The organism is Sorangium sp. So ce363, from assembly GCF_051520435.1.
GTDB classification, from domain to species: Bacteria; Myxococcota_A; Polyangia; order Polyangiales; family Polyangiaceae; genus Sorangium; species Sorangium cellulosum_B.
The window spans coordinates 8,002,129-8,022,916 of sequence record NZ_CP150333.1 but is presented as its reverse complement, the minus strand read 5'-3'; the positions used below and the strand labels follow the sequence as shown (position 1 = coordinate 8,022,916).

At 69.7% G+C, this 20,788-nt stretch carries 19 protein-coding genes; 11 read left to right on the top strand and 8 right to left on the bottom strand.

Features of this window, described 5'->3' with window-relative positions; genetic code table 11:
* Positions 1–20: 20 nt before the first annotated feature.
* A complete protein-coding gene (locus WMF12_RS30085; RefSeq protein WP_437850932.1) occupies positions 21–1,199 on the top strand; it encodes a hypothetical protein in 1,179 nt (392 codons plus the stop codon).
* Between the two features lie 67 nt (positions 1,200–1,266).
* On the opposite strand, the gene WMF12_RS30080 is transcribed toward WMF12_RS30085, so the two are convergent.
* From WMF12_RS30080 to WMF12_RS30060, 5 genes are all read right to left on the bottom strand, one after another.
* Positions 1,267–2,040 carry an SRPBCC domain-containing protein gene (locus tag WMF12_RS30080; RefSeq protein ID WP_437850930.1) on the bottom strand — a complete coding sequence of 258 codons (774 nt, stop codon included), beginning with the start codon at positions 2,038–2,040 and terminating at the stop codon, positions 1,267–1,269.
* Positions 2,037–2,405 carry an ArsR/SmtB family transcription factor gene (locus WMF12_RS30075; protein WP_437850927.1) on the bottom strand — a complete coding sequence of 123 codons (369 nt, stop codon included), beginning with the start codon at positions 2,403–2,405 and terminating at the stop codon, positions 2,037–2,039. Before WMF12_RS30075 ends, WMF12_RS30080 begins: the two co-directional genes overlap by 4 nt.
* Before the next feature lie 171 nt (positions 2,406–2,576).
* Positions 2,577–3,509, bottom strand: coding sequence for a tetratricopeptide repeat protein (locus tag WMF12_RS30070; RefSeq protein ID WP_437850925.1), 933 nt, complete (start codon positions 3,507–3,509; stop codon positions 2,577–2,579).
* Positions 3,509–3,985 carry a hypothetical protein gene (locus tag WMF12_RS30065; protein WP_437850923.1) on the bottom strand — a complete coding sequence of 159 codons (477 nt, stop codon included), beginning with the start codon at positions 3,983–3,985 and terminating at the stop codon, positions 3,509–3,511. Before WMF12_RS30065 ends, WMF12_RS30070 begins: the two co-directional genes overlap by 1 nt.
* Before the next feature lies 1 nt (position 3,986).
* Complete coding sequence (locus tag WMF12_RS30060) at positions 3,987–5,333, bottom strand: AAA family ATPase (RefSeq protein ID WP_437850921.1); 1,347 nt, start codon at positions 5,331–5,333, stop codon at positions 3,987–3,989.
* A gap of 631 nt (positions 5,334–5,964) precedes the next feature.
* Here WMF12_RS30060 and WMF12_RS30055 point away from each other — a divergent pair.
* The 6 genes from WMF12_RS30055 to WMF12_RS30030 all read left to right on the top strand — a co-directional run bounded on the left by WMF12_RS30055 (position 5,965) and on the right by WMF12_RS30030 (position 10,602).
* Positions 5,965–6,537 carry a hypothetical protein gene (locus tag WMF12_RS30055; RefSeq protein ID WP_437850919.1) on the top strand — a complete coding sequence of 191 codons (573 nt, stop codon included), beginning with the start codon at positions 5,965–5,967 and terminating at the stop codon, positions 6,535–6,537.
* Positions 6,538–6,785: 248 nt separating this feature from the next.
* The gene (locus WMF12_RS30050) at positions 6,786–7,310 is read left to right on the top strand and encodes an alpha-ketoglutarate-dependent dioxygenase AlkB (protein ID WP_437850917.1); all 525 of its coding nucleotides are present in this window, start codon (positions 6,786–6,788) and stop codon (positions 7,308–7,310) included.
* Positions 7,311–7,352: 42 nt separating this feature from the next.
* Positions 7,353–7,994, top strand: a complete 642-nt coding sequence (locus tag WMF12_RS30045; RefSeq protein ID WP_437850915.1) for a hypothetical protein — start codon at positions 7,353–7,355, stop codon at positions 7,992–7,994.
* A 294-nt stretch (positions 7,995–8,288) separates the two neighbouring features.
* Positions 8,289–9,104, top strand: coding sequence for a hypothetical protein (locus WMF12_RS30040; RefSeq protein ID WP_437850913.1), 816 nt, complete (start codon positions 8,289–8,291; stop codon positions 9,102–9,104).
* 131 nt (positions 9,105–9,235) lie between these two features.
* A complete protein-coding gene (locus WMF12_RS30035; RefSeq protein ID WP_437850911.1) occupies positions 9,236–9,547 on the top strand; it encodes a hypothetical protein in 312 nt (103 codons plus the stop codon).
* A gap of 197 nt (positions 9,548–9,744) precedes the next feature.
* The gene (locus tag WMF12_RS30030) at positions 9,745–10,602 is read left to right on the top strand and encodes a class I SAM-dependent methyltransferase (RefSeq protein WP_437873907.1); all 858 of its coding nucleotides are present in this window, start codon (positions 9,745–9,747) and stop codon (positions 10,600–10,602) included.
* A gap of 42 nt (positions 10,603–10,644) precedes the next feature.
* Here the strand turns inward: WMF12_RS30030 and WMF12_RS30025 are convergent, their stop codons facing one another.
* Positions 10,645–11,148, bottom strand: a complete 504-nt coding sequence (locus WMF12_RS30025; RefSeq protein ID WP_437850909.1) for a DUF6368 family protein — start codon at positions 11,146–11,148, stop codon at positions 10,645–10,647.
* 170 nt (positions 11,149–11,318) lie between these two features.
* On the opposite strand from WMF12_RS30025, the gene WMF12_RS30020 reads away from it, so the two are divergent.
* From WMF12_RS30020 to WMF12_RS30010, 3 genes are all read left to right on the top strand, one after another.
* Positions 11,319–12,398 carry a multiheme c-type cytochrome gene (locus tag WMF12_RS30020; RefSeq protein ID WP_437850907.1) on the top strand — a complete coding sequence of 360 codons (1,080 nt, stop codon included), beginning with the start codon at positions 11,319–11,321 and terminating at the stop codon, positions 12,396–12,398.
* Between the two features lie 8 nt (positions 12,399–12,406).
* Positions 12,407–13,903: a hypothetical protein gene (locus WMF12_RS30015; protein WP_437850905.1), complete on the top strand. Its 1,497-nt coding sequence runs from the start codon at positions 12,407–12,409 to the stop codon at positions 13,901–13,903.
* A gap of 353 nt (positions 13,904–14,256) precedes the next feature.
* Entirely contained in the window at positions 14,257–15,981 is a 1,725-nt protein-coding gene (locus tag WMF12_RS30010) for a CotH kinase family protein (protein WP_437850903.1), read from the top strand.
* Between the two features lie 46 nt (positions 15,982–16,027).
* On the opposite strand, the gene WMF12_RS30005 is transcribed toward WMF12_RS30010, so the two are convergent.
* Both WMF12_RS30005 and WMF12_RS30000 read right to left on the bottom strand, forming a co-directional pair.
* A complete protein-coding gene (locus WMF12_RS30005; protein WP_437850901.1) occupies positions 16,028–17,452 on the bottom strand; it encodes a proteinase inhibitor in 1,425 nt (474 codons plus the stop codon).
* A gap of 233 nt (positions 17,453–17,685) precedes the next feature.
* The gene (locus tag WMF12_RS30000; protein WP_437850899.1) at positions 17,686–18,819 is read right to left on the bottom strand and encodes a hypothetical protein; all 1,134 of its coding nucleotides are present in this window, start codon (positions 18,817–18,819) and stop codon (positions 17,686–17,688) included.
* A 491-nt stretch (positions 18,820–19,310) separates the two neighbouring features.
* Here WMF12_RS30000 and WMF12_RS29995 point away from each other — a divergent pair, with 491 nt between their 5' ends.
* Positions 19,311–20,735, top strand: a complete 1,425-nt coding sequence (locus tag WMF12_RS29995) for a peptide MFS transporter (RefSeq protein WP_437542572.1) — start codon at positions 19,311–19,313, stop codon at positions 20,733–20,735.
* Positions 20,736–20,788 lie beyond the last annotated feature (53 nt).

The following is a 20,788-nucleotide window of genomic DNA, read 5'->3' as shown; positions in this document are numbered from 1 at the left end:
GAGTGATAAGGTGCGCCGTCGTGGGGCTCTTCGATCGCTGGCGAAAGCGCGCCGACGCTCCCGCGGCTTCGCCGGCGGACGATGAGCACGTGGTCGTGCCCGAGGGGCATCAGGTCGACATCCACCGCGCGAGCCCGTTGCCGGGCTTCGCTCACTCCGCTGCGGGCGTGTGGCTCGCACACGTCGGCGGCAGCAGCGACGAGCTGGAGGAGGATCTCGATCGCGTCCTCGGCGAGGTGGAGATGCTGCTCAGCGGCCCTCGGCCGCAGATCTTCCTCGCCGCGGACCACGGGCTCCTTTCTTCTCTCATGGCGCCCGCGGACCCAGCGCTCACCCCGATCTCCGGTCACCTCGTGTGGACCCTCGACGCTGCTGCCCTCGCGGGAGCGCCGCGCGCGTCCGCACTCGTGCAACGCCTGCTCCGGCGCATCTACGTCACCTCGCGCGCCGCGATCACGCAGAGCGTGTTCGCATTGAGCAACGACGCGGCGCCGGCACGCGCGGTCGTGACGCTGATCCGCGAGCTCGGTATCGGGGTGCGCGCGCCTGAGCCGAAGAAGCAGGCCGTCCTCGTCGAGGTGCACCGGCCGGAGGGCGTCATCCTCTCCGCGCTCCCCGGCACGCCGTACGAGGAGGCGCACGCCGCGGGCGCCTGGGCGCGCGAGGTCAACGTGGAGAAGGATCTCGCCGCGGGCGATCGCGAGCGGCGCGCGCGATTGGAGGAGGAGGAGCGTCGCGTGCTGGAGGAGCGCCTCGCGCCGGCCGGCGGTGCAAGGCGGGTCGCGGCGGTCGATCGGGCGCCGCGGCTCCGTCGGCTGCTCCTCGCCGTGGGGGGTGAGGGCGGCGCCGCGGTCAAGACGGCGCTCTATGATGAGCTGCTGGGCCGCGAGATCCCCCTGCTTTTCATGATCGACCCGAGAACACGCGGGATCCACCTGCGCGCCTGGCCGGGCGGCTTCGAGGCGCTGGCGGTCTACGCCGACAACGCTTCGCTTCTCACGAGCGCGCGCGATCTCGGGCTGCCGATGAGCTCCTTCGCAATCGCCGAGATGGAGCCCGCGGCCCTGTTCTCGTGGGGAGCGGGCCAGGGCTGGGCCGTGGCCATCTGCGTGTTCGCTGAGTCGGGCAAGCCTGTCTATGTGCCCATCCACGCGGAGGAGGTGCGCGCGCTCGCAGCGGGGCGCCCCGGAGCGGTCTGAGCATGACCTCACGACGGACCGGCAGCGCCCCGAAGCGCGCAGCCGGAGCCCGCCATCGCAGGAGCCGTCAGTACACGGCCGTGAGCATGGGCAGCGCCTCGTACCGCAGCCCAATGTTTGACTTGATCGCAGGATCCTCGCTCTGGAATGTACGGAGCTCGGCTTCGTCGCGGACGGCAACGATGCCGACGCCCCATCCGCCCGCCGGGTCGGCGACCGGTCCGAAGGCGATCACGTGGCCCTCGGCGAGCTTGCCACGCCAGTATTTGCCGTGCGCCTGCATGACCGCGCGCTCATCAGCCGTCATGTCCTGCATGAAGGTCGCGCGCGACGGGAGCAGCCGACAAAGAAAGAAGCGCAGCTCCGGTTGCGGCGCGACGTGGTTCGTGAGCCAACCCAGGACGCGCTCCCAACCTGTCGCATGGCTCTCGCACGATGCCACACGAGCGCCAAATCCAGCGTGTCGGACCGTGAGGCGCGTACCCGTCTCGATGGCGTCGAGGAGATAGGAGACCGTCGTCGGGGGCGCGTCCGCATCCCATGACGGTTCCCATGTCTGGACGAGCCTTCGAGGCGGATCGAATTCGAGAACCCTGCCGCCGACATGGAATGGCTTCCCGTCTGCCCCCACGCCGTCGGTCCGCCAGGCCCCTCCGGCGCGAAGGTCGATCGTGAAGGCGGTCGTGCGATACATCTCCGCAGAACCCCACCACTTCGTCAGCTCGTCGGTCGTCAGCGCGCGGAAGACGCGCTCTGGCGGCGCGGCGATCTCGATGCGAGCGAGGATCGTCCCTTGCGCGACATCGGCGATCGAACGGGCTCGGAAGCTCTTGGCTGTCATGTATCCTCCAGGTAACGCTTCAGCGACTCGAGATTGCGACCCCAGAACGCGCGGTAGCCCTCGAGCCATGCCATCGCCTTCTGCAGCGGCGCGGGTCGCAGCGTGTAGAGCCGCTCGCGCCCGACCTTCTCCTCGGTCACCAGCCGCGATGCCTTGAGCACCCGTAGGTGCTTCGAGATCGCGGGGCGGCTCTGAGAGAAGTCGGCCGCGATCTCGTTCACCGGGGCAGGACCCGCGCGCAAACGATCGAGGATCGCGCGACGGGTTGGATCGGCGATGACAAAAAACACATCGATGTCGGCTTTCGCGGGAGCCATATAGGTAACCAGTGGGTTACCAGTATCGCGCTGGCCTGAGCTTGTCAAGCGCTTCGAAAGCTCCCCGCACGCCGGTCGCCCGCCGCGCAACGTCGGCAGAGCTGCCCGCTGCTCCCGCACCAGCTCGCCTGGCGAGCTGTCATGCGTTGTGTCGATTGCCCAACAGGCGTCTGGCGCCGGCCGCGCTTCGCCCTGCGGCGGACCGCGACGGCCGGCAGGTCAGAAGTCGTCGCGGAGGCGCACGGTGTCGAGCTCGCGCCGGAGCATTCGCTGAAAGATGCCCGGCGCCACCCATGAATAGACGCATACCCCGAGCCAGGCATACCCGATGAGCTGGGCGCCCGCCGGGCGGTCGAGGTCCTCGAGGGCGAGGCGGAGGACGCGCTGCGCGACGTACGCGGCGAGGAGGACGAGCATCGCGCTCGGACCGAGCCCCGCGAGCACCGAGCTCACCCGGAACCAGAGGCCGAGGAGCAAGCTCTCGCGGGCCTTGATGGCGGCGAGGAGCCTCAGCGCGTCCGGATCGCTCACGTCGGCGCGGATCGCCCAGACCGCGTGCTCGCGCGCGCCGCTCACGTCCCCGCGCCGGAGGAGCACGTGCCCCATGAGGACGAGCGCGTCGGCGTGCTCGGGCTCGGCCTCCAGCGCGGCGCGCGCCCAGCGCTCGGCGTCGTCGACGCGGCCGCGCGCGAGGTGCGTATCGCCGAGGGCGACGAGCGTCTCGACGTCCTCCGGGTCGAGCTCGAGCGCCTGGGTCAGGAGCTCGGCGGCGCGATCGTCGCGATCATGGTACCGCTCGACGGCGGCGAGGCCGCGCAGGGGCGCGGGCTCCGACGGATCGAGGCCACGGGCCGTCTCGAAATGCTCCCGCGCCTCGCTCGGCTTCCTGTGCGCGAGCAGGACGCGGCCGAGGACCAGGTGCGCGAGCGGCGACTCGGGGGCGAGCCCGCGCGCCGTCTGCGCCTCGATGAGCGCCGCCCCGAGCCGCTTCAGCCGCAAGAGGGCCACGGCGAGCAGCGCGTGCGCGCGCGGCGCGTCCGGATCGAGCGTGAGCGCCCGGCGGAACCAGTCGATCGCGGCCGGCAGCTGCCCGCGATTCAGCGCGCTCACCCCCAGGTCGGTCGCGCGGTCGGCGTCGTCTTGCCCCTCCATCACATCACCACGATCCCGAGCCAGTTCGAGGCCTCGAACGCGGCGCGAACGACGTGATCCCGGGCGATGGCGGCCGCGACGGCGACCGCGGCGCCCTGGCGGACGCGCCCGCCGAAATACTCGTAGATCCCGAAGCTCCGGTGCTGCGACATATAGAGCCAGTACGCTGCGCCGAGCTTCGCCGCGGTGATGATCACGAACGCATAGGCGAGCGAGCGATCGGGCAGGTGGAGCGCCGAGATGACCAAGGCGCTCACCTGGGCGAGCACGACCGCCGCCGCCGGCGTGAGCGCGGCGATGAGCGCTTCTCGCCGGAAGCCCGCGCTGCCCATGGCCTTGCCGTTGAAGATGAACCACGGCAGCCCGGCCCAGCTCCCCGCGAGCATCGTCGTGAGCAGCGGCCAGAACGGGTTCACCGTGTACTCAGCGAGCCGGCCCGGGCGGGGCTCGTCGGCGATGGTGTAGGCGGCGCCCACGTCAGCCCTTCCCGTGGCGCTTGAGGAAGTCGAGCACCTCGTCGTATTGCCCGGCCTCGTTTGCATAACGCGCGTAGTTGCGCGCCGTCGTGAGCCACTCCAGGGTGGTCGGCTTCACGTCGCGCAGCGCGGCCACGAGGTGAGCCTCCGCGATGGGCACCTCGGCCTTCTCGCCGAGCGAGGCCTCGATGGCCTCGTCGCTTGCCGTCTCGACGAGGTGCTCGAGGTCTGCGCCCGAGAAGCCGGACGTCCTCGCGGCGAGCGCCGCCACGTCGATATCGCGCGCTGCAGGGCGGACGTCGAGGAGGCGGCGGAGGATCGCCTCGCGCCCCTCTCGATCGGGCGGCGGCACGAAGAGCACGCGGTCGAAGCGACCGGGGCGGCGGAACGCGGCGTCGACGGCCCAGGGGACGTTCGTCGCGCCGAGGATGAGGACGCCCGCGTTGTTCTGGGCGAAGCCGTCCATCTCGGCGAGGAACTGGCTCACCAGCTTGGCGCTCGTCGCCTCGCGCGTGTGCTGGCGCTTGCCGGCGAGGGCCTCGAGCTCGTCGAAGAAGAGCACGGCCGGCGCGCTCGATCGGGCCTTCTCGAAGATGGCGTGGAGCTTTCGCTCCGACTCGCCGATGTACATGTCGAGGATGTCGTGGATGGCGACGTTGAAGAACCCGGCCTTGCACTCGCCGGCCGTCGCGCGCGCGAGGAGGGTCTTGCCGCAGCCCGGCGGGCCATAAAGGAGGATGCCGCCGCCCACGCGCTTCTTGAAGCGCTGGAAGAGTGACGGCTTCTGGAAGGGCATGATGATGCGGCGCTCGATCTGCTTCTTGACGTCCGCGAGGCCGCCGACGTCGGCGAACGTGACCGCCTTCGCCTCCGGGTGGAGCAGGCGCGCCATGACCGGCGCGTCGGTGTCATCGTTCGAAATGACGCGCATGCGCGGGCGCTCGCCGGCCGGAACTATCTCGCGTATGCGCGCCCCGAGCAGCGCCTTGAGGTCGACGTCCTCGAGCGTCGGGTTCTCGGCGACGGCATCCTGGTATGCCTGAACCGCCTCTTTCGGGCGGCCGAGCGCGTGGAGGACGCGCGCCCGGAGCATCTGCGTCTCGCCGTCCTTCGCGTCCGCGAGCTCGAGGGACCGCTCGAGATCTCCCGCCTCGAACAGCGCGCGGGCCGCGGCGCGCCGCTGCTCGGGGCGCTCGAAGAGTGATGCTCCGGCTTCGCGTACGAGCCGAGCCGCCTCGGCGGCCTCGCCGCGCTCGACGAGGGCCGCCACGACGACCGTGAGGAGATCCACGTTGCGAGGGGAGGCGGCGAGCGCCGCCCGGAGCGAGGCCAGAGTCGCGTTGTCCACCCGGCTATGACCCATACCGCAGCGCGTTCGAGATTGCTATGGGCGCCGCCTTCGCTCCCTCGCGCGTGCGCGCCGCGGCGTCGGGGGCGGTGGAATCATCCGCACGAGACGGTGCTCCAGCGCGCGGTGCGAGAGGTCGCCTTCGCCGCCGGTCTATCGAGGTGCGCGAGCTGCCACACCCCTGCGTCACTCCTTCGCCGCGCATCTGCTGGAAACCTCCCGATCAGGCGGCCGCGCCGCGTCATCCAGGCGCGACGCCGCGCGACGCCGCGCGACGCCTCCGGCTGCGCGTCCGCCGCGCCCCCTCCAGGCGCCCGCGGCCTCCAGAAAAGGCGGCTGGCGCCGTTGTTCGACGGATCTTTATATCCCCTCCGAACCGAAGTTCCTACCCTGCGGCGCTGGACAGCATTTGGGCCTTGTGACGCAGCGCCGATCCGTGAGACTTTTCGTGGGGGAGGGCACGAAAGGCGACGATCTCTACAGACCTGGTCCGGCGGCTCCGGTTGACCAATCGACGGATGGTTCGGCCGACAGAGGCGCGACGACCAGGTGGAGCGTATCGAATGGCCACGCGTGCCACGTTGAACCGGAATCGCTCTGCGCAGGTGAGAGACATTTGACTGGCCGACGAGTGCTCGCGGTATCCCTTGCGGTCGGATGCGTCGGCTTTGCCGGACTGGCCTTCCTGGCCCGCTCGGGCCGCCTGCCCTCACTCGCGCCTGGCTCGCGCCCGTACCGCCCGGTGTCGGACCAAGAAGCCGCGGTCTTCGATCGAGCAACGAGGGATATTCATCCGGACGACGTCCGCGGCAGTCCTGACCGATACGGCAAGACACTGGTTGCCTGGGCGGGCGTCTTGCGATCGTACAAGGTGTCGAAGGAGAACGACGCCACGGTGCTGCGGTTCGACATCGAGCATCGGTACTTTGACTGGATCGAAGACTCTGGCCTTCAGCGGGCTCGTTACTTCCTCTCCCCGAGAGGGGAGGGGACCATCAGGGCAGCATGGCCCATGCCCCTTGAAGCGTTTGAGTCCATTCCCGAGAAGATCCATGAGGGTGACATGTTCGTCGTGTACGGCTATCCTGCCGATGTGCGGGGGCAGATCGTAGGAATATTCCCCACGGAATACGTGCGGTTGATCCAAGCGGATCTCTACACTGATCGGCAGCTCGACTACGGCCGAACGGACGCGGCGCCATGAGGGGTCACCAGGCGCGTACGTGGACGCCGCGCGCTTCGAGGGCGCGCTGTACGACGAGAGCACGGTGTCTCCCCGCCGCGTCGTGCCGCCCGGCGCGGTGCGAGCGCCGGCGCTGAGCCCCCCGCTACGATGTCCGCCGCACCCGTAGACGGCCCTGGGCAGCGCCGCCGCGCACCGCCGCGCGCCGCGAGCCGAAGGCCGTTGGACGGGCGGGGACCACTTCTGTACTCTATCGATCGCAGCGACTCATGCCGGAAGACCTGGACGTTCAGTACCTGGAGGGATTCGTCGCGGATCCCTCGACCATGTTCGACATGGCGGAGCGGAATCTCTCGTGGGACGACCGGATGCATTCACGTCGAACCGCCTCGTGCGGGGTGGCGTACAACTACTCAGGCATCTCTTACCCGGACTGCGAGATGCCGCCCTTCGTGCAGGACCTCGCGGCCCGCCTCGCCGGCGTGGTGGGGCATCCGATCAACAACTGCCTCGCCAACTTCTATGCCGATGGGACAGCGAAGATGGGCTTTCACTCGGACTCCAGCGTCGGCGTCGTCGCTGGAACGACGACCTCGATCCTGTCGCTGGGTGCGCCTCGCGTCCTCACCTTCCGCCGGAGCCTTCGCCGGGACGAGACGCACGCCATGGCCCTGGCGCCCGGCTCGCTCCTGATCATGCGCGCCAGCGTTCAAGAGGGGTGGCAACATGCGGTCCTGGCCATCGAAGCCGCGGGCCCGCGGATCAGCCTCACATTCCGATTCCTATCTCGTTGAAATGGCGGTAGCCGCCGGGGCGCGCCCCCGAAGGAGGAAGACGTGGCGAGAGGACGAACGCAGCGAACCGCGACCGTCGGCGTCGCCGAGCACGGCAACTCGGCGGTGCTCGTCACTGTCGCGCCCGGCGGCGAGCTCCTCGATCGCCGGCGCATCGACCTCACCGAGGGCTTGCCGACGCACCCGCATCACCACGAAGGGTCGTGGGCGGTGGGCCGTTACCTCAACACCCCGGGAGCGCGAGCGCTCTCGCTCGCCGACGCCGTGGCGCTCGTCGAGCGCGTGCGAGCGTCCGCCGCGCGCGGCGCGCGCGAGGGCCTCGAGGCGCTGGCCGCGGCGGTGCCCGTGCCGATCGCGAGCATCGCGATCCGCGTGTGGCCCGAGCTCCCGCCGACGACCGAGGAGCGGATCGCCGACAATCGCGCGCAGACCGTCGCCGACTCCGTCATGTATCGCGAGGCCCTCGCGGCCGCAGCCGAGGCGCGCGGCTGGTCCGTGCGCTGGTACGACCGCGAGCGCGTGTTTCGCGACGCTGCAACGGCGCTCGGCCGCGACGACGTGAACGATCTTCTGCACGCGATGGGCCGATCGATCGGGCCACCTTGGCAGGCCAACCACAAGCTCGCGGCAGCGGCGGCGCTCGCGGCCATACGGCATCCAGCGTCGCGGGAAGCCACCGGATGACATGCAGTTGCAGCGAACCCAGCGGCAGGCCGGCCAGCCGTCGGCGAGACCTACGTCGCCCACCTGGAGCCAGGCTGCCCCTTATACCGCCCTCGAAGCCATACTCCATCGCGCGCGCCGAGCTCATCGCAGAGCAGATCGGCCGGTTCGCGACCCAGCACGTTCACCAGCTGGCGGGACATCATGCAAATCTTGCGTTCTGGATCGCTGAAGCGGCGGCGGTCCGAGCCATTGACGACTATCTCGGCCCGGCGCGGGTGAACCCCGACCCGTCAGGTCCGCGGAGTGCGAGGGATGCTCGTCGTCGCGTCGGAGAAGATGCTGGACGGAGGTTGCCAGATGACCGAGACGGAATGGCTGGTGTGTACTCGGACCAACCCCATGCTCCGCTTCATGCTCGGACTCGGTCCGAAAGAGCTGCGGGTCGTGGACATCAAGACGTTTCCGGCGTGCAGGGGGAGTGACCGCAAGATGCGGCTGTTCGCCTGTGAATGTTATTACCGCGTGCGCGCCCTGCTCCCCGATGAGCTCGCAGAAGCGGCAGTGGAAACAGCGAGCCGTCACGCCGATGGCCTGGCCACGCTGGAGGAACTTCAGGCAGCCGAGGCTCTGGTCCGGCAGGCGCTCGACTCTCTGGAGGGTAGGTGGCGGGCGTCCCATGGGGCCGAACGTATCTCGCTCCAGCCGACGCACGACGCGCTGGCCCTGAGCTTTCAGGTAGTTCGGCCACAGGCTCCGAAGGCGGCGTACTACGCCTCGTCCAACGCTCATCTGGCAGCGGCTGCCATTGCCAATCCTGGCGCCGCGTCTGGGGATACTTCCTACGCTGCCAGCAGCGCCGCGGAAGAGCGCGCTCAGGCCGGCGTACTCCGTGACATCTTTGGCAACCCGTTCCGCTCGGTGGCATTCGACCCGGATTGGCGGACCTCGACGGCCGTCGGACTGGCCCGGCAGATGTACGAGAGCCGCGTTTTCGGGCTGATGCCGATCCTGGCCGACGCCCTGCTGGAGGCCGGGTGCGAGGACGCCGACGTGCTCGGCCACTGCCGTGCCGACGGGCGGCACGTCCGCGGCTGCTGGGTGATCGATCTGCTGCTCGGGAAGGACTAGGCTGAGCCGGACTCACGGCTGCTGCCGATGGTCGGGCTCCGCCCGTCCGGGGCTGGCCTGCAGTTGGGCGGGCCGAGTGCGGGGCGTTGCGCGGCGGCGAGGATCTGCGTACCGTTGCGCGAAGGAGGAGCATGACGGTCTCGCTGGGCATCAAGCACCACGACAGCGGCGCCTACGACGTCGTGCCCATCGCCACGAGCGACTACTTCAAGCGTCGCTGGCTGCCCGCGTGCGCTCATCTCGGCCTGCGATACGTCTCGCACTTCCACGACGGGGCGCTCTCCACGGTTGTCCCCGACGATCTCCCGGACATCGTCGCGGAGCTCGAGATTTTGAGGACGTGGGCGGCGGCGAACGACGCTTTCATGGTCGAGAGGATCGACGGCGTGCTTCGGGCGCTGCGGGCGTTGGACCCAACGTCCTGTGACGTTGACTTCGGCTGATGAGACGACGCGCGCCATCGTCGTCGACGAAGGGGAGCTGGCGATGGAACACGATTCCTCCGTGTAGCCCGATGACAAGCCCGAATTCTACGTGAGCTGTGGCCGATCGCAGGGACCGGCGCGGGGCGAACGTAGAAGCTCCGCCTGATTCCATCGTGTTAGGCCGCCAACAATCAGAAACCAGGAGAGAGTACGTCATGCAGGATGAACAAGCCGCGGCGCCAGACGACACGGCGGTTCGGGTCGCCTTGTGGCGTGCGCTGCACGTGGAAGCCGATGCGCCGCCGCGCGTGTTCGAAGACGACGTCGGGTTGAAGCTGGCGGCTCCAGACGACGGCTGGCGCGGCCGTCCGGACATGAGCCCGTTCACGCGGCCCTTCCGCGCCTCCATCCTGGCCCGCGCCCGCTTCGTCGAAGATCTCGTCGCGGAGCAAGCCGCCCGTGGCGTCGGGCAGTATGTCATCCTCGGAGCGGGCCTGGACACCTTCGCCCAGCGTCGGCCGGAGCTTGCCTCCCGCCTGCTCGTGTTCGAGATCGATCGGCCCAGCCCTCAGGCGTGGAAGCGCCAGCGCCTCGTCGACCTCGGCCTCGGCGTTCCATCGTTCCTGCGGTTCGTGCCGGTCGACTTCGAGGCAGGCGACGCGTGGTGGGAGCGGCTGGCGGCCTCGGGCTTCGACTCGGGGCGGTCAGCGGTCGTGGCGTCGACCGGTGTCAGCATGTACCTGACCAGGGACGCCATCGCGGCGACGCTGCGCCAGGTCGCGGCGCTCGCCCCGGGCTCCACGCTCGCCATGTCGTTCATGCTTCCGATCGAGCTGGCGGATCCGGCGGTGCGTCCCGGGATCGAGCGAGCGGCAGCGGGGGCCAGAGCCAACGGCACGCCGTTCATCAGCTTCTTCACGCCGGCAGAGATGCTGGCGCTGGCCCGAGATGCCGGCTTCGGAGAGGTCCAGCACGTATCGGCCGCTGCGCTTGCAGAGCGCTACTTCGCGGGCAGGACGGATGGCCTTCGGCCGCCGAACAATTCAGAGGAGCTGCTGGTGGCGACGACCTGAATCAAGCGGTCTAACCAGTCGTTGGACCGATCCGAGTTGCATCTACTTCACCATGCGGAAGCTCGCGTGCCGTAGCCAGGAGCGCGCGAGCGCCGCGTCTCCGTAGTGGGAGCGCGCCGTCGCGAACAGCACGCCCGTGACGCCACCTGGATTCTCGATCCTGACGGGCTTGTCGTCTTGAAGGCCGTCCAGCTGTGGTCCGATCGCCAGCTGCCCACCGTAGTCGATAACTCCACCTTCCGCCTCGGCCAGGTCGATGCACAACCTGGCGAGCAACCGATGATCTTCGTCGTCGTTGCACATCGCGGCGAATGAAACGACGTCTTCTGGCGACCATCCGAGCACCTCCGGGAGGCCCGCCTCGAGGACCTCGGATATCGCCTCGGGATATTCGGGCCCAACGGTCAGAATGAACGGGCGTTGGTCAACCCAGAAGTCGTCCCCCCGAACCTCGTCGGCGATGCGCGAGATCGCACTTCGAAGCGCGGTGACTCGCTCCGCGCTCATCTTCGACGGCAGCAACACGGACGCCACTGGACCGGCCATTCCTCGAGCGTACGCTCTCGATCCATGGCGGTCCACCGAGGCGTCGCATCCGCCGAGCTTCGAAGCTTCGTCCGTCGTCCTGAGGAGTGCTATCCTGAACGAACATGGGCAGGTGGCGTCGGACGGCCTCCGGTGAACGGAGGACACCTCGTATCGCGGGTGCCGCCGTCATGGCGCTCGCCGCGCTGCTGTTCGCGCCCGCGGCCGGCGTGCGCGGCGATCCGCTGCCGCCGCTGCCGGGACCGGCGCCGCAGGGGAGACCGCAGGGCTTCTCCGCGCGCATCGAGAACCAGCGTTGCGAGGCGTGCCACGAGGACATCGCGGCCGAATGGCGCGCCTCGCTGCACCGGCAGGCGTTCACGGATCGCGTCTTCCAGAGGTCCTACGCGATCGAGCCGCTGCCCTTCTGCCGTGGCTGCCATGCGCCCGAGGCCGATCCGGCCCACCACCCCGGCGCGGACGCGCAAGCGGTGGGCGTCGGGTGCGTCACCTGCCACCTCGTGGCCGGCGAGGTCGTCTCCGCGCGCGGCCGGGACGCGCGCGGCGGCGCGCACGCGGTCCGTGGCGACGCGCGGCTCTCGACCGATGAGGGCTGCGCCCGCTGCCATCAGTTCGATTTTCCGCGAGCGCCCGGCGTCGCCATGCAGGACACCGTGGCCGAGCACCGCTCCGGGCGCTTCGCGGAGCGACCCTGCCGCGATTGCCACATGCAGCTCGTTCAGGGCATCGCCGGGAGACCGCACCGCGATCATCGCTTCTCCGTGGTCGGGGATCCGGCCGTGCTGCGCTCCGCGATCGACGCCAGCGCGTCGCGGAGCGGCGCGAACGCCATCGAGGTGAGCGCGCGCGTGGTCGCGGCGGGGCACGCCGTCCCCACGGGCGATATGTTCCGCCGGCTCGAGGTCCGCGCCTCGGCCGTCGATGCGGAGGGCGCGATCGTGGCCATCGCCGCGCCTGTGATCCTCGAGCGGAGGTTCTCCGTGCGCCCGGTCGAAGGAGGCATCGAGCGCGTCCCGGCCGGCGATACGCGCCTTCCCGCCTCGGGGGCGCCGCGCGTCCTGCGGCTCGTGTTCCCGGCCGCCATCGACGGGCTCGCGGTGCGCTGGGAGGTGGTCTATCAGCGCATGGGCGCCGCGATGGGCGCGGCCTTCGGCGTCGATCCGGCCGCGGACGAGGTGGTCCTCGCCGCGGGCACGCTGGGCGCGCGCCCGGTTGTCATCCGCCGACAAGCGCTCGCTCCGGTACCATGAGCGCCGCCATGCGAACCCGTCGCCTTCCCGCCCTCCTGCTGCTTGCGCCTTTCTTCGCTGCTGCTTGCCGGCCCGCGCCGCCTCCCGCGACGGCGCGCGCCGAGATCGCCACGCTGCCGAAGCCCCCCGTCGTGGCCGCGCCCCCGGCGGCCGCGCCCGGGCCTTCGCCGCTCGTCAGCGTGAAGACCCTGGCGCGCGTGCCTGAAGCGTTCGTGCTCGACGGCGACGTGGCGGAGTGGGGCTCGCTGGTCCCGCCGCCGCCGCCACGTCCTCCGCGGCCCGCGCGTGGGGAGAGCGCGCCTCCGCCGCCCTCGACCAGCGCGATGGATGCGCCTTCGCACGTCGCCCTGGTGCTCTCCAGCGCGGGCGTCACCCTCGCGGCGGAGCTCGACGAGGGATCACAGGACGGGATCTGGCTGGGCCTCGGCTTCGGCGCGCCGGAGCTGCCGCCCATCGGCTACTTCCAGCGCGGGGGCGGGGTGATGCCGCTCAACTGCGAGACCGACATGGGCGGCGAGCCGCTCCCGGCCGACGTGCAGAAGGCCTGCCATGAAACGCTGGCCCAGCATGACGCGTTCACCGCCGGCTACGAGGCGCGCTTCGTGCGGTTCTTCCGGCTGGATCGCGGCGGCCTCTCGGGGATCGGCGAGGACGGGAAGGGACGCCTGATCGAAGGTGCGAAGGCGGCGGTGAAGGGCGGCGAGGGGAGGTTCACCATCGAGGCCACGCTGCCGACCTCGGCGCTGCCCCGCGCCTCGTCGGCGCCCATCGACAGCATCCGGCTCTTCGCGCGGGCGGCGGACGCGCCGCGCCCGCCGGCGCCGGCGGACGAAGAGTGGGTCTGGCGGGAGATCCCGGAGCCGGTGAGCTACGAGCCCTTCGCAAACCTCCGCGCCCTGGCGTTCCAGGCGCCGGAGCCGATCGGCGGCGCCCCCATGTCGTACCAGCCGGGAGATCCGCTCGAGCTCGAGGTCATCGGCTATGCGCGGGGCTCGGACGGTACCGCCCTGGAGCCCATGCGCCAGGGACTCTACAGCCCGATATCCACGATAGGGGACGTCGAGATCGGCGAGCTCTTCCTGCGGCGGCCTGCCCTCGCCATCCTGCGCAAAGGCGAGATCGTCGACACCATCGAGACCTCCGGTGCGCCGACGGGCATCGAGAGGCGCAACAAGGAGCTTCACATGTTCTTCTACGATCAGTACACGTCGACGGACATCTGGGCCGAGAGCGCGGACTGGCGGGTCATCGGCATCAAGCCGAGCGGCGAGTACACCGAGCTCCTGGAGGGGGCCGTGAACAACGGTCCCTGGGAGAAGGACGTCGAGGAGTTCCATTCGACGCGCTTCGACCGCTTCGGGATCCGCGGTACGCCGTGGCGCCACGACGCCGAGGGTGAAGCGCCGCGCCCCGTGGAGATCACGTGGCGCTACGACGCGACGACGCGGATGTATCGGCCGAGCACGCGCGTGCTGCCCGCGACGAAGGCGAAGAAGGCGCGGTGAGGCGGAGAGCGCGTGACGCGCGCTCGACCGGCTGGAGCAGGGTACCCGGAGCGATCGACGGCGCGCGGTGGGAGCGTGGGTGCGATCCTCGCCCCGATGGATCGACGCCGCGTCGCGGCGTTGGCACACAAGGACGAAGCTCCCGGGCAGTGTGCCAGCCTCTGACCCTCGTGTCATGAGGGGGCTCCGGCGGCGCGTCCACGCACCGCGGCACGGACGGCACGAGCTCCTCGACAAACTCGCCGGACCCGCAAGGGCCGACCTGTCTCCAGGGCACCGACACCGACGCGTTACAATTTCGCCGTGAACGGTACGTTATTTGCAATGAGCGTGAAGCGGAAAGGTTGCGCTTCATGTCCAATCAGCTGCCGTCGTCTTCCTCTGCTCGATCATGGTCGTCCCGCACGCGAGCCATCTCGCTGTTCGCCCTGCTTGCCCTCCCGTCTGCCGTCTTCTCGGCGGGGTGCGCTGACAAGCCGGACAACATCTACAACTACTATTACACGAACGGGGAGGGCGGCGCCGGGGGCGCCGGTGGTGCCGGGGGCGCCGGCGGCGCGCCCGAGCCGTACCCGGGGGCGCCTGTCGCGGACACCGAGGTCGCCGAGCTCGCGCTCGACGTCTTCGGCACTGTCGGCAACCGCTACTGGTTCGCCGTCTCGGAAGAGCAGCTCGAGACCATGAACGAAGGGCTCGGCGGCATCGGGGGCCCCATCAAGAGGGACGCATTCGGGGACATCTACTCACCGACCGGGGAGGACACGACCTTCGCGGATCATCTGTGGGTGACGACGGCCGGCGCCGAGGGCAAGACGGCCGACTACGGCAAGGTCCAGGTGGGGGTCGCCGGCCAGTCGACGCAGCGGCCCTGGACGAAGCGAACCATCCCCAACCTCAACATCGACGCCGACGAGTTCGTCGAGAAGCAACGGCTCGGCGGCTTCGAGCACGTGCGCTTCAACAACGGCCAGGTCGGGAGCATCTTCCGCGAGCGCCTCACGCTCGATCTCTATGCTCGCCTCGATTATCCGGCCCCCCTCGCCAACTACGCCTGGCTGTCGAGCAACGTCTGGGGCGCGGAGGTGGCCATCCCCTACATCGTGGTCGAGCGCTACAAGAAGGCGTTCTGCGCCCGCCTCGAGGGCGAGCTCGGCGGCGGCTGCGCCAACATATGGGAGTTCGCCGGAGACTTCGCCGTCGAGGTCCCGGGGGGCGGCGGGATCCCGCTCCCCATCGACATGGTGCCGTTCGGCGGGAGCGTCTTCGACGATTCAGAGAACTGCCAGCTCAAGGAGTGTGACAACACCCGCGCGAAGGAGCTCGAGGAGCTGATCGCCGAGACGCCGCCTGGCGAGGGCTTCAAGGCCGCGCTCGAGGGCTGGATCGACTGGCCGGCGTTCCACCGGTTCCAGTGCCTGTCGTGGGTGCTCGCCACCGGCGACGACGCGATCCACAACAGCAACAACGTCGTGCTGGTCGAGCGGGCCGATGGTCTGTTCCAGTACCTGCCGTACTCGGTCGACATCAGCCTGGGGCAGAGCTGGTATCCGGTGGTGCCCCTGGCCGGCACGAACACGCTGGCGCGCGGGTGCCAGAGCGAGCCGGCCTGCTGGGCCGACACGATCGCGGCGTGCGAGGAGGTGATCGAGGAGTTCGCGGCGCTGGACCCGAACGCGGTGCTGAAGGGTCTCTACGAGCAGCTGTCGGACGAGGGCATGCTCCGCTCGGGCGACGAGCAGCGATACGAGGAGCTGGACGCCTGGCTCACCCAGCAGATCGAGGTCCTGCCGGTGGAGCTGGAGAGGAACCGCGAGCAGCCGCAGCTCTGCATGCCTCCCCAGATCGATTGCGGCGGCTACTGCGGCTTTCCCCAGAACTGCGGCCTCTGCGTTCCTCCCCTGGTCGACTGCGGCGGTTACTGCGCCTATCCCAAGGAGTGCGGCGGCGGCGGAGCGGGCGGCGAAGACCCGGGTGCTGGAGGCGCGGGCGGAGCCGGAGGGGGCGGCGGCGACGCGGGCGCCGGAGCAGGCGGCGGCGACGCGGGTGCGGGCGGCGTTGGCGGTAAAGCAGCGGACTGACGCCGGCTGAACCCAGAGGGAGGGGGCCCCGCCGTGGAGCTCCCTCTCAGGGCGAAGCCTCGAACAGGCACCGCGTGATCGGGATGGCGACGTCTTCCCAGACATACAGGTAGTATTTCGTGCCCGGAACGAGCTCCTCGGGGCTCCCCTCGGCGGGATAGCCCTGCTTCGTGCCCGGTGGGACCTCGCCGTAGGTGATACCGCTCTTGACGGGCTCGGCGCTCGAGGGCACGTCGAGCCGCCAGATCGTCCCCTCGGGCAGGTCGAGGTTGGGCGGAGCGCCCGGGTTCTCGGCGTTCGCCGACAGGACGTAAACGTAGCGGGCGTCGCCGCCGCTCCACGTGATCTTGCCTGCGGCGTCCACGCCTTCCCCTGCCGCGCAGTCGCCTGGCACGTAGAGGCTCTGTTCATGGAGCGGCCCGCCAAACGGGGTCTCGTCCGCGAAATCCTCCTTCGTGAATCCGCGGCGCAGGAGCTCGCCCTCGAAGAACGCGACCATGCGCGCCGGGTCCGTGGAGGGCAGCCCGCTGACGTCACGGGAGAAGCCGTTGTTCTGGTCCGGCGGATACGCGCCGAGCGCCGCCGAGGAGACCCAGCCGGCGGCCAGCGCGAGGCCCGTTGGATAGAAGCTGTCGGTCCAGACCGGGCCGGCCTCGATGTACCAGTTCGACGGCCCCGCGGCCGGCGCGGCCTTCTCCGAGTGACAGCACACGCACCCGCACGCCTCGGTCTGCTCCGTGACCCAGGCGAGCTCGCCGAGCCATTGCGGATCGGAGAGGCGTGGATCGTCGCTCGGCGTCTTGTAATCGGAGGGAGGCGCCGGCCAGTACGGGCGCTGCGTGAGGACCGGCTCGCACGACGCGTAGTCGGTGAACAGGCGGCCCGGCTCGGTGCAGCCCGAGATCGCGCCGAACGTGCAGACCTTCCCGCCGCTCTGCCCTGCCGGCTCGCCGGCCATCGGGTCGACGCAGACCTGCTCGGGCCACTGGAAGACGGCGCCGCCCGTGCCCACGCCGCCGCCGGGCTCCTCGGCCGCGCCCTCGCAGGCGTCGGGCTCGAACCGGCCGCCGCCGAACATCTCGCAGCCGCGCTGGGTCGAGGCGCACTGGCTCGTGTCGCTGCCGGGGAAGATGAGGGTGTACGCGTCGTCGGTCCCGCCGCCGAGCACGCATCGGCCGAGCGTCTCTGGATAGGCGCAGCTCTCGCCCCCGGTGAAGGTGGAGCCCTGGAGCGCCTTGCAGTCGGCCTCCGCGGCCTCGGCGGTCCAGCCCGCGCCTGTGTACTCACGACACTCCTCGGCCTGGCTGAAGGGGCTCGTATAGACGCAACGACCCGGCGACCCGGAGGCCTCTGGAGCCCCGGATGCGGCGTCTTCCTCTGTCTGCTGGCAGGCGCCCAGCCCTCCCAAGGCCGAGACGACGAGCGCTGCGCCCAGCATCACGTGCGGTGAACGGAGGAGCTCTTGCTTCACGGTCGAATCTCCTGAACGTCGCTGTCGGACGACGTTGATTGTGACCTGACCAACATATCTTCCCGGCGAGCGTCCGTCGGTATACCGTTTGTTCATGGTTGTTCAATTGTCGTCCAATCTTTTTGTGTGAAGTATGTATGCAAGAATACGTTCTTGCGCATGGCGCCGTTCGCTTGGAGGAGGCGGGGGCGTTGGCCCGCGCCCGCGCGGGGATCAGGCGGCGACGAAGCGCCTCACCGGAGCGCGCCGAGGCCGAGCGAGATGCAGGGCTCCCCATCGCGCAGCGAGATCCCCGCCAGCTGCTTCTCGGGCGGGTACATGTACCCGAACAGCATGCACATCTCGTTGTCCCCGTAGCCGAACGTGAGATCGTGGTCCGACGTGTTCCGGAACCTGCACGCGTACCGGAGGGAGTCGCCTTCGCCGAGCGTGAGCGCCGGCCGGTAGACCTCGATGTCGCTCTCCAGATCGAACGCCCCGCCCTCGTACACGCGCGCCTCGCCCCCGTCCGCGCGGACGACGTCGACGTCGAAGGCATCGGCGTAACGGTGCGTGTGCGGCATCAGAGAGACGATGTTCCCGCCGAACGTCGAGCACGTCGTGCCGACGGTCTGCGTGGCGCGCGGCGGGACGAGGAAGTCGTTGACGCTCAAGACGAACGGCGCGAGCTCTTCCGTCCGCTCCGAGAGAGGCATGGTGAAGAAGTCGTAGGCGAGCTCGACGACCGCGGGCTCGGGCGACGTGTTGAGCAGGTGGACGCTCGTCGCGATCTCGCGGGACGGTTCGAGGGTGAAGCCCATCCCTTCCGGGAAGACGAGCGTCTCCTCGCCGACGACCTGCGTGGAGCTCGCGAAGAGGACGTCCGGGATGGCCGCCGGCAGCGTACCGAAGGGATCGTCGGCGCCAGGATGGCAGCCCGGGTAGGGGTTCGGCCCGAACGATGGATTGACCGGCTTGGCGATCACGTTGCTGTGATGTAGCCCGGCCGTCGCGTAGACGCGCGCCGCGTGGACGGTCGTGCTCTCGATCGCGGGGAAAGGCCATGACACGCAGAAGGTCGCCTCCTCGCCGGGCGCCATGAGCCGCGGCGGCGCGATGATCCTGAAGCCGCTGCGCGGCGGCTCCGGCAGCGCGAGCCGGGTGAGCTCGGCGCCGAAGGCGACGACGTTGTCCCGGTCGACGCGCTCCTCGGGCTCGTAGCGGGCGGCGGGCTGGACGCACCGCCCGCGAAAGCGCTCCTCGCCAGGAGCGCACGCTTCCGGCGGCGACGGCTCGACGCCCGCGCAGGCAGGGAGAAGAAGAATCCACAGGAGACCCGTCGAACGTGCGATGTCCCTCGGGACATAGCGAGTTTGGAGATGTTGCATCACGAATCATTTGCGGCCGACAGCCTCTCACGGGAAGCCTCGACTGCGGATCTCGCCTTCAGAGGGAGGGCGCCCTCGCGCGGCCAGGGCGGAGCCCGGGGCGAAGGGGACGCTCCCGGCACAACCGAGGACGGCTCGGGCTGACGCGGTCCATCCGCGGCGGCCGCCGTCGCCGGGCGGCGTCGGAGCGGCGGCTGGTCCGCCAGCACCGGCGCTCGCTCCGCCCGCGGCAGCGGCCGCTCGCCGGCCCGCGACCGCGTCGCCTATCGCAGAGCCGACCGGAGCGTCCCGCCCACCTGTCCTCCGGCCGTGGCCGAAGGGCCGCCTACGTGGACACCCTGTTCACCCGGCTCGACGCTGTGCGCAACATGGGGGTGACGTGGTCGTCGCGGATCGTCTAGCATCCCCGTGCCGAGGGGCAGCGCGCCCCACGATCCCCCGCATCGCCCGACCACCACGCAGCGTGGTCCCAGCTCGTGGAGAAGACAGCATTGAGCGAGCAAGCAATCGAGCCGGCCCTCCCCGTCACCGCTTTCGAGAGGCGCTTCAAGCACCCGCCGGGGCTCGTGATCCTCTTCTTCGCGGAGATGTGGGAGCGCTTTTCCTATTACGGCATGCGCGGCCTCCTCAAGCTGTATATGGCGAACTACCTGTTCGTCACCGCGCGAGAGGCCTACCAGGGGTGCCGGCAGCACGCGCAGCCATGCGATCTCGTCGCCGGTGATCCGACCACGGTGTTCGCCTGGCAGTTCATCAAGGGCCTCCTCCCGAGCGCGCCCGGCGAGCAGGCGTCGATGCTCTACGGGCTCTACACGGGCCTCGTGTACCTCACGCCGTTCTTCGGCGGCATCCTCGCCGACAAGGTGTGGGGGCAGCGCAAGACGGTGGTGATCGGCGGCGTCTTGATGGCCATCGGACACTTCGTGATGGCGTTCGAGAACTCGTTCTTCATCGCGCTGCTCCTGCTCATCCTCGGCAACGGCGCGTTCAAGCCCAACATCTCGACCCAGGTCGGCAGCCTGTACCCGAAGGGTGATCCGCGCCGCGACGGCGCCTTCACCATCTTCTACATGGGCATCAACCTCGGCGCCTTCATCTGCAACTTCGTGTGCGGCACCCTGGCCGCCGTCTACGGCTGGCACTACGGCTTCGCCGCCGCGGGCGTCGGGATGTGCCTTGGGCTCGTCGTCTACCTGGCGGGGCAGAAGTACCTCGCCAAGGACAACCTGATGAAGACGGCGGAGGGCGTCGGCGAGCAGAAGCAGCCGCTCTCCGGCGACGAGTGGCAGCGCGTCGGCGCGCTCGTGGCGCTCTGCGCCCTCAACGTCGTCTTCTGGGCGGTCTACGAGCAGCAGGGCAACACGATGCAGAGCTGGGCCGACGAGAAGACGGTGTGGCCCACCGTCCTCGGCTTCCAGATCCCGTCGACGTGGTTCCAGTCGGTGAACCCGCTCTGCATCATCCTGTTCGCCCCCCTGCTCGACGTCTTCTGGCGCTGGCAGGCGAAGCGGGGCTCCGAGCCGACGAGCGTCTCGAAGATGGCCCTGGGCTGCACCATCCTCGGGCTGTCGTTCATCGTGATGATCGTCGGCGCGCAGGCCGTCGGCGACGGCAAGGGCAGCCTGTTCTGGCCGGTCTTCTGCACGCTGCTGCTCACGATCGGCGAGCTCTACCTGTCGCCCATCGGCCTGTCGCTCGTGACCAAGGTCTCGCCGGTGCGGATCGTGTCGATGATGATGGGCATGTGGTTCGTCTCGAGCTTCCTCGGCAACACGCTGAGCGGCTACATCGGCATCTTCTACGAGCGCTGGTCGAAGGACATGTTCTTCCTGATGCTCACCCTCCTCGGCCTCGGCGCCGGCGCCGCGATGTTCGCGTTCAACAAGCCGCTCCGCCGCGTGCTCGGCCAGCACTGATCCGCACCGCGCCCGGCGCGGCCGCGCGCCCTCTCCGCGAGGGCGCGGCGCGG